The sequence below is a fragment of the Sorangiineae bacterium MSr11954 genome (assembly GCA_037157815.1).
Classification (GTDB): Bacteria; Myxococcota_A; Polyangia; order Polyangiales; family Polyangiaceae; genus Pendulispora; species Pendulispora albinea.
In genome coordinates this window covers 2,891,084-2,904,200 of record CP089984.1, presented here as the reverse complement: position 1 = coordinate 2,904,200, position 13,117 = coordinate 2,891,084, and the positions used below count along the sequence as shown (strand labels likewise).

General features: G+C 68.1%; 13 protein-coding genes. 8 read left to right on the top strand and 5 right to left on the bottom strand.

Going from position 1 to position 13,117, the window contains the following annotated elements; all coding sequences use genetic code 11:
• Window positions 1-14: 14 nt before the first annotated feature.
• Window positions 15-1,001 (bottom strand): folate-binding protein YgfZ, encoded by a 987-nt coding sequence (locus LZC94_11285; GenBank protein WXB17835.1) that lies wholly within the window; start codon window positions 999-1,001, stop codon window positions 15-17.
• Window positions 1,002-1,113: 112 nt separating this feature from the next.
• On the opposite strand from LZC94_11285, the gene LZC94_11280 reads away from it, so the two are divergent.
• The 6 genes from LZC94_11280 (at window position 1,114) to LZC94_11255 (ending at window position 6,720) form a co-directional block, all read left to right on the top strand.
• On the top strand, window positions 1,114-2,067 hold the full coding sequence (locus LZC94_11280; protein WXB17834.1) for a sphingosine kinase: 954 nt from the start codon (window positions 1,114-1,116) through the stop codon (window positions 2,065-2,067).
• Window positions 2,068-2,189: 122 nt separating this feature from the next.
• Complete coding sequence (locus LZC94_11275) at window positions 2,190-2,813, top strand: hypothetical protein (protein WXB17833.1); 624 nt, start codon at window positions 2,190-2,192, stop codon at window positions 2,811-2,813.
• On the top strand, window positions 2,810-3,745 hold the full coding sequence (locus tag LZC94_11270) for a hypothetical protein (GenBank protein ID WXB17832.1): 936 nt from the start codon (window positions 2,810-2,812) through the stop codon (window positions 3,743-3,745). Before LZC94_11275 ends, LZC94_11270 begins: the two co-directional genes overlap by 4 nt.
• The gene (locus LZC94_11265; protein WXB17831.1) at window positions 3,742-4,365 is read left to right on the top strand and encodes a hypothetical protein; all 624 of its coding nucleotides are present in this window, start codon (window positions 3,742-3,744) and stop codon (window positions 4,363-4,365) included. The genes LZC94_11270 and LZC94_11265 overlap by 4 nt, the downstream gene beginning before the upstream one ends.
• Before the next feature lie 42 nt (window positions 4,366-4,407).
• A complete protein-coding gene (locus tag LZC94_11260) occupies window positions 4,408-5,958 on the top strand; it encodes a lysine 5,6-aminomutase subunit alpha (GenBank protein WXB17830.1) in 1,551 nt (516 codons plus the stop codon).
• Between the two features lie 6 nt (window positions 5,959-5,964).
• Entirely contained in the window at window positions 5,965-6,720 is a 756-nt protein-coding gene (locus LZC94_11255; protein ID WXB17829.1) for a cobalamin-dependent protein, read from the top strand.
• Between the two features lie 443 nt (window positions 6,721-7,163).
• Here LZC94_11255 and LZC94_11250 read toward each other — a convergent pair whose 3' ends face one another.
• The 4 genes from LZC94_11250 to LZC94_11235 form a co-directional block, all read right to left on the bottom strand.
• The gene (locus LZC94_11250) at window positions 7,164-7,367 is read right to left on the bottom strand and encodes a (2Fe-2S)-binding protein (GenBank protein ID WXB17828.1); all 204 of its coding nucleotides are present in this window, start codon (window positions 7,365-7,367) and stop codon (window positions 7,164-7,166) included.
• 372 nt (window positions 7,368-7,739) lie between these two features.
• Window positions 7,740-8,819 (bottom strand): dipeptide epimerase, encoded by a 1,080-nt coding sequence (locus tag LZC94_11245; GenBank protein ID WXB17827.1) that lies wholly within the window; start codon window positions 8,817-8,819, stop codon window positions 7,740-7,742.
• A gap of 244 nt (window positions 8,820-9,063) precedes the next feature.
• The gene (bfr, locus tag LZC94_11240; GenBank protein ID WXB17826.1) at window positions 9,064-9,534 is read right to left on the bottom strand and encodes a bacterioferritin; all 471 of its coding nucleotides are present in this window, start codon (window positions 9,532-9,534) and stop codon (window positions 9,064-9,066) included.
• Window positions 9,535-10,025: 491 nt separating this feature from the next.
• Window positions 10,026-11,990 carry a hypothetical protein gene (locus LZC94_11235; protein ID WXB17825.1) on the bottom strand — a complete coding sequence of 655 codons (1,965 nt, stop codon included), beginning with the start codon at window positions 11,988-11,990 and terminating at the stop codon, window positions 10,026-10,028.
• A gap of 161 nt (window positions 11,991-12,151) precedes the next feature.
• Between LZC94_11235 and LZC94_11230 the strand changes: the two genes are divergently transcribed.
• Both LZC94_11230 and LZC94_11225 read left to right on the top strand, forming a co-directional pair.
• On the top strand, window positions 12,152-12,562 hold the full coding sequence (locus tag LZC94_11230; protein ID WXB17824.1) for a polymer-forming cytoskeletal protein: 411 nt from the start codon (window positions 12,152-12,154) through the stop codon (window positions 12,560-12,562).
• A gap of 50 nt (window positions 12,563-12,612) precedes the next feature.
• Complete coding sequence (locus LZC94_11225; GenBank protein WXB17823.1) at window positions 12,613-13,098, top strand: hypothetical protein; 486 nt, start codon at window positions 12,613-12,615, stop codon at window positions 13,096-13,098.
• Window positions 13,099-13,117: the final 19 nt, after the last annotated feature.

Below are 13,117 nucleotides of genomic sequence, written 5' to 3'. Positions count from 1 at the left end.
TTAGCGACGGGCGATCAGCCCGCGCGCGCGGGTTTGTCGACGACGCGCGCGTCGCGGCTTCCGACTTTGACGAGGGTGTCGGCGGCGGCGGATGCGGCTTTGAGCATCGCGAAGGCGATGTGCGTTTGCAACGTGGGGCTGGGGGCGCTGCTCGTGACCTCGCCCACTTGTTTGCCGGTCGTGTCGAAGACGGCGGTGCCTTTGGCGGGCGGATCGCCGGGATCGTGGTTGGCGAGGACGAGCGGCGCGAGCTTGCGTTTGACCCGGCCGCGCATCTCGAGCATGCACACGACCTCTTGGCCGAGGTAGCAGCCCTTGTCGAAGGACACCGCGCGGCGCTCCAAGGTGGCCTCCTGCGGATAGGTGGTGGCGTCGAAGTCCTTTCCAAAGCGCGGCACCGCGTGCTCGAGGCGCAAGGCTTCCCAGCCCGCGTCGTCGCCTACGAGACCACCGGCGGACTTCAAGGTGGGCTCGAGCGCGTGCCAGGCGGCCGCCTCCTCGGACTCGGGCGCGAGCACGATGGCACCGCCGAGACCCGTGAAATCGATCTCCGCGGCGGCGATGGCGGGGGATGCGGCACGCGCGGGGGCGACGAGATCGCGTGCGCGAGGGCCATGCGCTTGCCAGATGGCAAATGGCAGATGTGCGAGCTCCACATCCTCCATCACCAAGTAGTGATCGAAGGCTTGCGTAAGCTCTTCGCGGGCCGATGCGGGGACCACGACCAGAGCGCGATCCTCGGCCACGAGCACGGTGACATCGCAGACGATTCGCCCTTTCAGTTGGACGGCGAGGCCATAGACGGCGTGGCCAGGGGTCACGTTCGCGAGGTTGCACGTGACCAGACCGTTGAGCCACGAGATGCGGTCGCCACCGGTTACGACGATGACCGCGAGGTCGGTCGCGCGAACGAGGAGCGCGGCGCGCCGGGCGTGCTCGATTTGGCTGGATAGGCTCGGCTCGGGCGAAAAGCTGGACCCCGAAAGGGAGGAAGTCACCATGAATGGCATCATAAGCACGAGTGTGCGCGAGGCGCTCGCGGCTTCCTCACGCTTCGCTTCGGGCTACCGCGGCTCTTGACCGATGAGCCCACAATCGTCATACCAAGCGGTCATGTCGGGAATCGGAGTCGTCCTCAACCCCCGCAGCAGGCGAAATTCGCGCGACCCTCGCGCCGCACGTCGTCTGGCGCGCGCGCTCGGCGATCACGGTATTTTGCGGGAGGCGCGCTCGATCGATGAGCTGCACCGCATCGCGGAGGACTTCCAGCGGCTCAAGATCGACGTGCTCGGCATCAGCGGCGGCGACGGGACGAACCACGTCACGATTACCGGTTTCATCAACGTCTACAACGGCAGCGCCTTACCTCAGCTCGCCTTCTTGCGCGGCGGCACCATGAACACGGTGGCCAACTCGGTGGGCATCCGGCGGGGCAAGCCCGAGGGGCTGCTCGGGCGGCTCATTCGCGATTACGCGGAGCGCGCCACCCGGCCGCTGCTCAATGTGGAGCGCCATGTGATGCGCATCGGCGAGCACTACGGGTTTCTCTTTGGCACGGGCGTGGTGCACGGGTTTCTCGCCGAGTATTACCGCGGCGGCGATCCGACCCCGCTGGTGGCGGCCAAGACCTTGGCGCGCGGCGTGGGCAGCACGTTGGTCGGCGGCGAGATGATCCGGCGTATGGCCCAACCTTTCCGCGGGCAGGTCACCTTCGCCGATGGAACGCGCTGGGAGAAGCGCGACTTCCTCGCCGTCGCCGGCGGGACCATCGATCAGATCGGGCTGGGGTTCCGGCCGTTCTATCGGTATGCGGAGCGGCCGCAGTCGTTTCACATGCTTGGCATCACGGCGTCACCGATGGGTTTCGTGCGCGAGCTACCGCGTATCTGGCGCGCGGAGCCGATGCGGGCGGGCAAGACGCTCGAGGCGACCTCCGATCGGGCGTACATCGAGAGCGCCGATGGAACCATGCGGTACATGATCGACGGCGATCTGCACGAGCTGCGCGGGGAGCTCCCCATCGCGGTCGGGCCCCGCGTGAAGATCGTGGTCGGCTCGGAGGAGTGAGCCAACGTTCGAGCACGTTTGCATGAACTTCGCATGAACGCTGCGTGGTTTCGCGACGCTTTGTCGCGCGTTGTCGCTAGAGTGCATCGCACATGGCGAGCGCAACGCGAAGGACGCTTCTCTTGACCCTCGCATTGGCGCCCCTCGGGGCGGCGGTGGGGTGCCGCGAGGCGAGGGCCGAGGGCTTGTCGCAAGCCGAGCTTCTGCGCATCGAACGGGGCGAAACGGTGGTGCGGCCGCAGACGCTCGATCTCGAGGGCCACCGGTATGTCGGCGGCGTGACGTACACCATCGTGGCGGCCACGCCGGAGGAGCTCACGGCGCTGATGGATGACGAGAGCGCGTACGGGCAGGTCCTGCCGCGCGCCAAGTTCGTGCGGCGTCTCGATCGCACGCGCGATCGATCCACGCCGGACGCGAGCCGCGATGCGTACATGGAAGTCCACCATGGCAATGCGCTGATCGACGCGGCGTACACGTTGCACCTCAAAAAGGAGCCCGAGCACGCGCGCATCCGCTTCTGGGTCGATCTCTCGCGACCGCACGATCTCGAGGATGCGTGGGGCTACTTCCGCTACGCCGCGCTGCCCGGAGACGGCGGGCCGCGGGTTTTGCTGACGTACGGCGCGCTGGTGAACCTCGGAAACGGCATCGTGCGCTCGCTCTACGAAGAACGCATCCGGGTGGCCATGCTCTCGCTTCCCCAGAGGCTTCGCGACTACGTGGCGCGCACGCGCAGGCGATGATGGCGCGCGTCCTCGCCGTCGCCCTGAACGCGTACCGCGAGGCGGTGCGGGCGCGCGTGCTGCACGCGATGCTCGCGCTGGGGTTCGCCGCGAGCGTGTACGCGCTGTTCGTGGGGGCGCTGTCCATCCACGAGGAGCGGCGCGTGGTGGCCGACCTCGGGGCGGCGTCCACCTCGCTCGGCGCGGTGCTGGCGGCCATCGTTCTGGGATCGACCACGCTTCACCGCGAAATCGAGCGCAAAACCATCGTGCCCATGCTGACCCGCGCCCTGCGGCGACACGAGTATCTCGTAGGAAAATACCTCGGGACCTTGCTCACGTTGGTCGTGTTCATCGCGCTGCAAGGTGGCTGCGCGCTCGGTTTTTTGGCCGCGGAGTCGGGGGCGGCCGGCCAAGCGCTCGCGGTGTCGGCCGCCCTGGTCGCGGCGCTGGTCGTGGTCGCGCGGTGGATGCCGCGGCGGAGCACCGACGCGGTCGTTCCGTGGTCGTTCGTGTGGTTTGCGGCCATGGCGGCGCTGGTGCCGGCGGACGGGGAGCGTCGGTTGTTGCTCGCCTCGTGCGCGCTGGCCGTGTCCGAGGTGGCCATCGTGTGCGCCTTGGCGAGCTTCTTTGCGTCGTTTGCGTCGCCTGCGCTCACGGCGGTTTTCACGTTGGGGGCCTTCGTGGCCGGGCGGGAGGCGGACGCGTTGGGCAACTTGCCCGCGCGCGTGTTTGGCCCGCTCGGCCCCACGTTTCGGGCGGTCGGGAAGGCGCTCGCCCACGCCGTGCCGAACCTGCAGCTCTATGTTCCGCCGCGGGCGCTGCTCCTGGGGCAGGTGCCGGAGATGCCCGTTTGGTCTTTCGTCGCTTCTGCCGCGCAAAATGCGTTGATGTACGCGCTCCTGTTCGTCACTCTGGCGGCCATCCTGTTTCAGCGGCGTGACCTCCCGTGAAAAGCGTTCCGCGCATCGCTCTCCGATTGCTCCTGGCGATGGCCATCGTCTTTGCGGTGGCGATCGCGCGTCAATTCGGTATCGGCGCGCGCTCCATGGTCGCGAGCGACGCGGCCCTCGCGCGCGGCGACATTCCGGCCGCCATCGATGAAGCGCGTGCCGCGGCGGAGGCGCGCGCGCCGGGGAGCCCCTACCCTGCGCGCGGCTACGAGCGGCTGGTGGCGATGGCCCAAAAGGCGGAGCAGGAGGGCCATTGGTCCGAGGCGGCGCGCGCGTGGCGGGCGGTGCGCGCGGCGGCGCTGTCGACGCGGGTGGGCGCGGAAGACGGCCGCGAGCGCTTGCGCCAGGCGAATGTGCAGCTTGCACGCATCGGCGCGAACCACCGGGCCGCGGACACCGACCAAACGGCGGCCTCGCTCGAGGCGCAGTTGCAGGAGGATCTCGCGCGCGACGAGCGCCCCGGCCTTTTTGCCTACGCGGCCCTGGGCGCGGGGGGGCTGCTCTTCTACCTCGGGATCGGCTCGCTCCTCATGCAAGGTCCGCAGCGATGGCCACCGGCGCTGACATTCGGGCTCGTCGCGGCGGGCGCGCTGCTCGCCGCGCTTGGCTGCATCTCCTGACGGGGGTTGTGGACGAAGGCATGGTCATGGCAAATGCCGATCATGCCGACCGTACCCATGGACGAGCGCAAAGTCGCGGAATGCCGTGCGCTCGCCTCCGACATCGCCGATGACGTACAGCGTTATATCGACCGCCACACCACGGTCGGCGCGGAACGGACCTTTTTGCGCGCCTACGGGGTCGACGGCGTCGACGATCAAGGCGCGCCGCTCGTCAACTTGGCGGTCGACCGGTACCACAAGGCAGGTCTGCTCGGCCGCGGGATGACGTACTTTCTCGGCCGCGCGCTGCTCGACGGCTCGAGCACCATTCAAGACGCGGCCGAGCGGCTGGCATACGGCCACGAGCTGGACTCGGGCGAGGGCGGGCCATCCATCGAAGAGGTCCGCGGCGCGCTGGCACCGCACACCGCGGCGGCCATCGAGCGCATCGACCGCGCGCGCACGGAGCGCGAGGCGCTCAAGGCGCGGGTCGTGCCGGGGGCTTCACCGCTGCGCTATGTCATCGTAGCCACCGGCAACATCTACGACGATGCGGTGCAAGCCAAGGCGGCGGCCTACGCGGGCGCGGACATCGTGGCGGTCATCCGCGCGACGGCGCAGTCGCTGCTCGACTACGTGCCCCACGGCGCGACCACCGAGGGCTACGGCGGCACCTTCGCGACCCAAGAAAATTTCCGCATCATCCGCCGGGCCACCGACGAAGCCACCAACGAGTACGGCCGCTACATCCACCAGACGAACTATTCGTCGGGCCTGTGCATGTCGGAGATCGCGTGGATGGCGGCGGTGGAGCGGCTGGACATGCTGCTCAACGACGCCATGTACGGCATCTTGTTCCGCGACATCAACATGTGCCGAAACTTCGTCGACCAATACGTGTCGCGGAGGTTCATCGCGCGGGCGGGCATCACCATCAACACGGGCGAGGACAACTACCTCACCACGGCGGACGCGGTGGAGAAGGCGCACACCGTGCTCACCAGCCAATTCATCAACGAGGCCTTCGCCAAGCGCGCGGGCATCGCGGACGAGCAAATGGGGCTCGGGCACGCCTACGAGATCGATCCCTGGCTGGAGGACAGCTTTCTCTTGGAGATCGCGCAGGCGCAGCTCATTCGGCAGATCTTCCCGCGGCACCCCATCAAGTGGATGCCGCCCACCAAGCACAAGGTGGGCGACATCTTCTTCGCGCACGTGCACGACGCCATGTTCAACCTGGTGGGCGTCACGACGAACCAGTCCATCGAGCTGCTGGGCATGTTCAGCGAGGCCATTCACACCCCGCTGCTCATGGACCGCTACCTGTCGCTCAAGGCCACGCGCTACGTCTTCGGCGCGGCCAAGCACCTGGGCGACGAGATCGAGTTCAAGAAGGACGGCATCGTCGCCACCCGCGCCCGCCAAGTGCTCGACGAGGCGCACGCGCTGCTCACCGAGGTGAAACGCGACTCGATCTGGGACGCGATTGGCACCGGCGCCTTCGCCGACGTAAAACGAACACGAACCGGTGGAAAAGGTTACCGCGGGGTGGCCGAGCGCTCCCCCGACTATTTCAACCCCGTGCTCGACCAGCTCGAAGGCAAAGGTTGACCGCCCATGCCGAACAAGATGCAAACCGCAACCAATCCCAGCCGCCCGCTCTCCCCCTACGGCGATCGCGAGGGCGACGGCATGGTTCAAATCTCCTTTACCCTGCAGGTGCCTCCCTCCGCGCGCGGGCGCGAGGCCGCCAAGCAGCTGGCCGAGTTGCACGGGCTGCGCGAGCCCATCGTGGCCACCATGGAAGAGTGCGCGCAGGGCTACTCGTACTTCGTGGTGTACGGGCACTCGCAGCACACCATCGACATCGCGCAAATCGAGGTGCCCGAGGTGCGGACGGAGGCGCTGTCGCGCGAGGAGATCGAGCACCGCATCGTGGCGCGCCTGGGGCGCAAGATCGTGGTGGTGGGCGCCTGCACCGGGTCGGACGCACACACCGTGGGGATCGACGCCGTGCTGAATTACAAGGGCTACGCGGGGGACAAGGGGCTCGAGAGCTACAAAGGTTTCGAGTCGTACAACCTGGGCGCGCAGGTGGAGAACGAGCAGCTGGCGGAGCGCGCCCGCGCGCTGCAAGCCGACGCGATCCTGGTGAGCCAGGTGATCACGCAGCGCAATTGCCACAAGGAGAACGCGGGGGCGTTCATCGACTTGGCGAAGAAGCAGGGGTGGCGCGAGGGGGTGATCTTGCTGCTCGGGGGGCCGCGGATCGATCATAAGCTCGCGCTGGAGCTGGGGTATGATGCGGGGTTTGGGCCCGGGACCAAGCCGAGTGATGTGGCGTCGTTTCTGGTCGAAAAGATTTGCGGCTAGCAGCGCCTTTCGCTCGAGGCGCCTTCCGGCTACGGGTCGAGGCGCCTTGGGCTAAGGGCGCCTTTTGACTGTGGAAGCACGGGCGCGCCTCGGAATCCTCGTCGTCGATCGTTCCGATGGCGCGCTCATGCTCCAAGTCCTTCAGCGCACGCCGCACCGCGCCGTTTGCGCTCCTCCGCCTCGCTGAAGCGATTCGACCGCGAAATCAGCCTTTCGCGGGCGAGGCGTGTCTCTGTCCGGGGTCGCGGAGTGGGAGCTCGGCGAGAAGTGCCTAAGCGGCGCGTTCGCGGACGAGGCGGGAGGCGGCGTCGATTTGATCGAGGCGCCTTCCGGCTGGGGGTCGAGGTGCCTTCGGCTAAGGACGCCTTTCGACGGTCGGGCGCCTTTCGCGGGCGCGGCGTGCCTCTGCGCGGGTCGCGGAGTGGGAGCTCGGCGAGAAGTGCCTAAGCGGCGCGTTCGCGGACGAGGCGGGAGGCGGCGATGAGCTCCTCGTGCTCTTCGACCATGTCCTCGATCATGTGGTGACATGAGCCGCAGTCGCCGCCAGCGCTACAGGCTTGGGTCACCTCTTCGCGCGAACAAGCACCACCCTCGATGGCGGCGCGGACTTCCGAGTCTGTGACGGCGTTGCAAATGCAGATGAACATGCGTCGGACGTCGGACGTTCAAGAGCCGCCTCGACTTCCGCTAGGATAATGAAAGCTATTTTCAGTTTCAAGCCGTTCTTTGGACGACGCCGGCCAGGGCATGAGAAACTGCCGCGTTCACGCGCACTTGCGGGCCTTCGGGACGCCTATTCCCTGCAGAGAAGTGCCCCCCTGCGCCAGGCGGAGGCAGAGCGACCTCGAACGCGGACCGCTTCGGCGCAATCCTAGCGTTTGGCCGGGCCTCGCGCCCCTGGTGGCCGCGGCTCATGCCCGTAGGGCCGTCTCGCGAGCCGCCTAGCGTTGGCCGTTCGCGAGCACCTAGCGTTGGCGGTCTCGCCGCAGCGTTGGCCGTCTCGCCGCGGCTCGCGAGCCCTAGCGCTTGGCCGGGGTCACGCCGTGGCCTGCGGTGATGTGGCGCAGGTGGATGCGGTCGCCCTGGTATTCGAAGCCGCCGTCCAGGGGCTCTTCCGCCATGAACAGCGGTGTGTCTAGGTCGATGTGCGTGAAGCCGCCCAGGCCGGCGGCAAAACAGGCCGACATGGTCATGGTCAGCTTCGACTCGACCATGCCGCCGATCATCAGCCCAAGGCCGGCCGCGCGTCCCACGGCGGCGATGTCGAGCGCCTCCGCCACCCCGAACTTGCTCAGCTTGAGGTTGAGCACGCCCGCGGCGCCCCGGCGGGCGATGGTCCACGCGTCGGATAGACCGGCGAGGCTCTCGTCGGCGGCGACGGGAATGCTCGTGCCGGCGGTCACGCGCGCAAGACCGTCCAAGTCCCTCCCCGCAACCGGCTGCTCCAACAGCGCGAGCTTCACGCCGCGCGCCTCGAGCGCGGCAAGCAGCGCGAGCGCCGTGTCGCTGTCGAGGGCCGCGTTGGCGTCGGCCACCAGGAGCGCTTGCGGGGCTGCATCGCGAACGGCGGCGATGCGATCGACGTCTTCTTCGAGCTTGGTGCCGCCGATCTTTACCTTGAAGGTGCGAAAGCCTCGGCTGGCCCATGAGAGCGTGGCCTCGCGCGCGCGGGCGACCGAGCCGGTGGGGATGGTCATATCCGTTACGAGCTCGGCTTCGCGGCCGCCAAAGAAGGCCCAAAGGGGCATCTGGGCGCGGCGGGTGAGCGCATCGAGGAGCGCCGTTTCGATGGCGCAGCGCGCCGAGCCGACCCGGGTGGCGACGCGGAGGGCATCGGCGATGGCTCGCCACTCGCGAACGTCGCTTCCTTCGACCGTGCTCCGCACCGACTCGATGGCGGCCCGGGCGACGTCTTGCGTTTCACCGTTGAAGGCGGGCAGAGGGGCCGCCTCGCCATAGCCGAGCGTACCATCGGTGAGCTCGGCTACGACCAGCAGGTTGCGGACAGCGTCTTGGGTGCCGCCCGAAATGCCAAAGGGTTCGCGGAGGGTGACGTTCAGATCGTGGACTTCGAGGCGCCGGACCGTGGTGGGAGTCATCGACCATGACTCGAGCACAGTTTTGCACGAGGCACATCCGTAAATAAACGCCGCGCAACTTCCTCGCGGCGAGCACCTCATCATCGTCGCCCCCGTCGACGCGCGCGTCCCACGCGCCGGTTACGTACCTGCCTCGGACGCGCCGGTCTCACGCGTCCGCCTGAACGCACCCATTCGCACGTCCTGCGCGCGCGCGCAATCGATGGCAGATGGCAGATGGCAGACGAAAAATGAAAGATACCGATCAGTCCCGAATCTGCTGCGCGAGGTAGTGGGCCTCGCCAACTTGCGAGATCAACTCGAGCTGCGACTCCAGCCAGTCGATGTGCTCCTCTTCGCTGACCAGGATGTCCTTGACGAGATCTTCCGACGCGTTGTCTTTTCGGTCGCGGCAAAGCTGGACGCCGTCGTTGAGGAGTTTGACGGCGGCCTGTTCGGCCGCGAGATCGTTCTTCAGGATCTCGGGGACGTTTTGGCCGATGTTGATCTTGCCGAGGCGCTGCACGTTGGGGAGCCCCTCGAGGAACAAGATCCGTTTGATCAGTTTGTCGGCGTGCTTCATCTCGTCGATCGACTCTTTGTAGATCTTCTCGTTGAGCCGCTGATAGCCCCAGTTCTCACACATGCGGGCGTGCAAGAAGTACTGGTTAATCGTGGTGAGCTCTCCGGTCAGGATCTCGTTCAAGAGGTCGATGACTTCCTTCTGGCCTTTCATGTCGACCTCCTCGCATCACCGTCATCGCCGCGAGCCGCTCGGCGAAGGCATTGGATGCCTTGAAAATGGTTTTCAATCGAACGCGGACTCATAGCGAACAAAGACCACCGTTCGAGCTTCGTCGCAAGGAGAACCGCATCGAATATTCCACTTAGATCGTTGCCGAATTTCATTTGCAACTTCGACATGAAAACGGCGCAGCGAAGTGGGCTATCGCGGGCAACCGGTCGCCGGATGCGCAGCTCGCGGAGGGCCCTCCGGACCGCCCGCGCAACGCCCTCGGGAGCACCGGCGCACGTGCTCGGGAGCACCAGCGTGATGCGCTCCGAACCCGCCAAACGCCCTCGGGAGCACCGGCGCAACGCGCTCCGAACCCCGCCAAACGCCCTTGGGAGCACCGGCGCAATGCGCTCCGAACCCCGCCGAACGCCCCTCGGGAGCACCGGCGCAATGCGCTCCGAACCCCGCCGAACCACGACGGCGGACCGCGCTCAAGGGCCGCCGTTCGAGGTGCGCGGGGTGAGATCGATCGTCATCCATACGTCGACTCCGTCGCGACCCAAGCGGTGCGAGCCGATGACACGGAGCACGATGCACTGGCAGCGATCGCGCAGCTCGATCGAACCGCGGGTGCCGAGGAGGCGCGGCTCGGTGAGGTCGGCGTCGACGCCCGCGCGCGTGACGATGGAGCGGGAGAACGGTAGCGATGCGGCTGCGCCTCCGGTGGTGCCGGGGGCCGCGAAGAAGCCGCCCGACGGCTCGAGGGGCGCGTCGGTGAGGAGGCGGGCGGCGACGGGGTCGGTGTCCTTGCGAACAGCGATGTTGGTCGAGAGGTGGAGCCCGTCGACCCGCCCGATGCGCGAGCGCGCCACCACCGCATGACCGGCCGGATCGAGGTCGGCCGACGGACGAAACGCGCGCAGGACGTGGGCGCCCTCGGCGCCGAGGCCGAACCATGGGTGCGTGGCGGCCGCGCGCCAGCGCATCACGGGATCGGCGCGCGCATCGTCGCCGACGAAGCCGGCGGAGGCCGCGGCCTCGAAGCCGTCGCCCCGCCCCCACCGGCCGATAGCGCTCGAGAGCCCCAGCTCGGCGACCCACGTCCCACCTCGTACCCCGCCGAAGCCGCGGCCCCGACCGAAGTCGCTCACCAGCGCATCGTTGGCATGAACGACCAGACCGGCCACGCCGGCGCGCGGCTCGAGCCGATGGCGCCAGGGATCGGCGGCGTCCTCCGAGGCGAAGCTTCGCACGAGGGGAAACGTCATCTCGGCGCGCGCGCTCGCCGCACCATCGCCCCCCTTTCGCCCTTCGCCACCGGCGACGTTCCCTGCCCCGCGCAGCGACAGCGAGGTGCCCATCGCGCCCAGGCGGGTCGCGAGGAGCGCGCCGGCCTCGCCGCGGAGGTACGGAATCATCTCCGAGTCCGGGGTGTCGGGCGGCCGCGGCGCGGGGCCGAGCGCCCGCGCCGCATGGAGACCGCCTCCGGATAAGGTCATTTCGTAGGTGCCGAAGTTGCCAATCGCCTCGGCGCGCCGGGCGGTGACGAACGGCCCCCACGCGCCCAAGGTCCCCAGATCGCCGCCGCGCACCGAGGTGGTCCGCAAACCGGCGGAGAAGGTAAAGGCGCCCTCGCGCAGCTGCCCCTCGGCGCGGGCGCGATCGTAGTTGCGGGCCACCGCCTCGAGCGCGGTCGTCGCGCGCACGCCGCGTGCGCCGCGAAGCACGTCGATGTCCCATGCGAGGGTCTGCCCATCGAGGCGCGTGCCCTCGGCCGAAGCCGCGGATGCAGCGGGCACCATGGCGCCGCGCGCATCGACGACCAAGCCGTCGCCGCCTACGTGATCGTAGCGCACGCGCGTCTGGCTCGACGGGGTGCGCAAGTACATCTCATACGCGCTTCCACCGCGAAAATAGGCGCCCGCGCGCACGTCGAGCGCCGAGAGCGGATCGTCGGGTCCCCAAGGCAAATGAACGCCGCCGCCGGCAAAGAGACCATCCGATCCGCGGTAGGCGAGATCGGGGGCCAAGAGGCCGAAGCGGGCGGGCGAGCGCAGCCAGAAATACGGAAACCAAAAGAGCGGGATCCCCAGCACCTCGAGGCGAGGATGGCGAAGGAGCAGATCCCCCGGCGGCGCGACCACCGCTCCATCGAACCCCACGGCCACCGGGGTGCCGAGGCACTGGCAAAACGCCAGGCGCCCGCGCCCATCGACCTCGATTCCATGCGGCGTGCGGCGAAGGCGAAGGGCATCGCTCCGCAGATGAAACGGCGGTGAGTCGAGGCGGACGTTCCCTCGCAGCTCGAGCTCGCGCAACCGCGCATCGAGGGTCACGTCGTCGGCGTGGGTCTCGAGCGGCGCGATGTCGGCGCGCGCTTCACGTGGCGCGACGAGCGCCGCCCCGATTGCGAGCGCTGCAAAGGCTGCGAGCGCTGCACGTGCCGCGCGGGGCATCGTGCCGATTGGTAGCACTTTTACAGGCGGTGTAGTCAAAATCCGTCGTCGCGATTCAGGGTCGAGATCCCAGGCGGGCGGCGGTGGTGGCCGGGGCTGACCATCGACCCGTCGGCTCGGAGCAGTTGCCCCGATCCGGCTTGCCTGCTAACTGCCCGACCATGGATTCCTCCCTACCTGCCACCGAGATTACGGCGCTTCTTGGACGTGGGACACAATTCGAAGGGAAGCTCGCCTTCGAGGGGCGCGTGCGCATCGACGGCATCTTCAAGGGGGAGATCAAGAGCGACGACACCTTGGTCATCGGCGAGGGCGCCGAGGTCCACGCCGAGGTCGACGTGGCCACCGTCATCGTCCGCGGCGGCCAGGTGCACGGGAACATCCGCGCTAAGCACGCGCTGGAAATTCACGCACCGGGCAAGGTGATCGGCAACATCCACTCCCCGTCCGTGTTCATCGATCGCGGCGTCGAGTTCCAAGGCAGCTGCCGCATGGATCCGGTGGACGGCAAACCCGCCCCCGCCCCCAAGCCCGGCGTCGCACCGCCGCGCGCGGGGCAACCCATCGCTTGAACCGCGGCGCGCCGTTTGCGCCCACCCGGCGCTTCGCGTTGTCGACGTGCGTGATCACGTTCGTCCTCGCCGCCTGCGGGCTGCCCGAGGAGCGCCCTGCGAACCTGCAAACGCCTACCGCGCCTGCTGGGAAAAATCCAACGGCAGTGGCCGCGGTCGTCTCCGACGGGGGCACGGGATCGGGACCCGCGCGGTCGCTGGAGGCGTTGGGCGAGGAAGGAAAGCGGCTCGCGGCCGGGATGCGCGTGCTGAAGAGCGCCGAGCTCTCGGGGACGGGCGACGTGGGCGAGGAGCTCGCCGCGGGGCTCGACACCGATGCGTGCCTTCGTGTCGCCTTCAGCGCCGCCGAGGCCGTGGTCGGACGTCTGGAAGACGACAAAGGACGCGTGCTCGCGGAGACACCTTCGACCGTCACGGACGGCAAGCTCGGCGAGCGCGGCCCCGTGTGCGCGCGGCGCGGGGAGACCGTGCGCGTGCGGTTCGGGGGCGCGAAGGGAGACGTGGTGGTTCGCTACGTCGCGTGGACATCGCGGTAACCATTCGATCTTCTGCCCG

Bases quoted from the DNA above. Each gene is read 5' to 3' on its own strand.
- LZC94_11255 (WXB17829.1), top strand. From the start codon at position 5,965: ATGCCGAACAAGATGCAAACCGCAACCAATCCCAGCCGCCCGCTCTCC.
- LZC94_11250 (WXB17828.1), bottom strand. From the start codon at position 7,367: ATGTTCATCTGCATTTGCAACGCCGTCACAGACTCGGAAGTCCGCGCC.
- LZC94_11270 (WXB17832.1), top strand. From the start codon at position 2,810: ATGATGGCGCGCGTCCTCGCCGTCGCCCTGAACGCGTACCGCGAGGCG.
- LZC94_11235 (WXB17825.1), bottom strand. From the start codon at position 11,990: ATGCCCCGCGCGGCACGTGCAGCGCTCGCAGCCTTTGCAGCGCTCGCA.
- LZC94_11260 (WXB17830.1), top strand. From the start codon at position 4,408: ATGCCGACCGTACCCATGGACGAGCGCAAAGTCGCGGAATGCCGTGCG.
- bfr (WXB17826.1), bottom strand. From the start codon at position 9,534: ATGAAAGGCCAGAAGGAAGTCATCGACCTCTTGAACGAGATCCTGACC.
- LZC94_11285 (WXB17835.1), bottom strand. From the start codon at position 1,001: ATGGTGACTTCCTCCCTTTCGGGGTCCAGCTTTTCGCCCGAGCCGAGC.
- LZC94_11280 (WXB17834.1), top strand. From the start codon at position 1,114: ATGTCGGGAATCGGAGTCGTCCTCAACCCCCGCAGCAGGCGAAATTCG.
- LZC94_11245 (WXB17827.1), bottom strand. From the start codon at position 8,819: ATGACTCCCACCACGGTCCGGCGCCTCGAAGTCCACGATCTGAACGTC.
- LZC94_11230 (WXB17824.1), top strand. From the start codon at position 12,152: ATGGATTCCTCCCTACCTGCCACCGAGATTACGGCGCTTCTTGGACGT.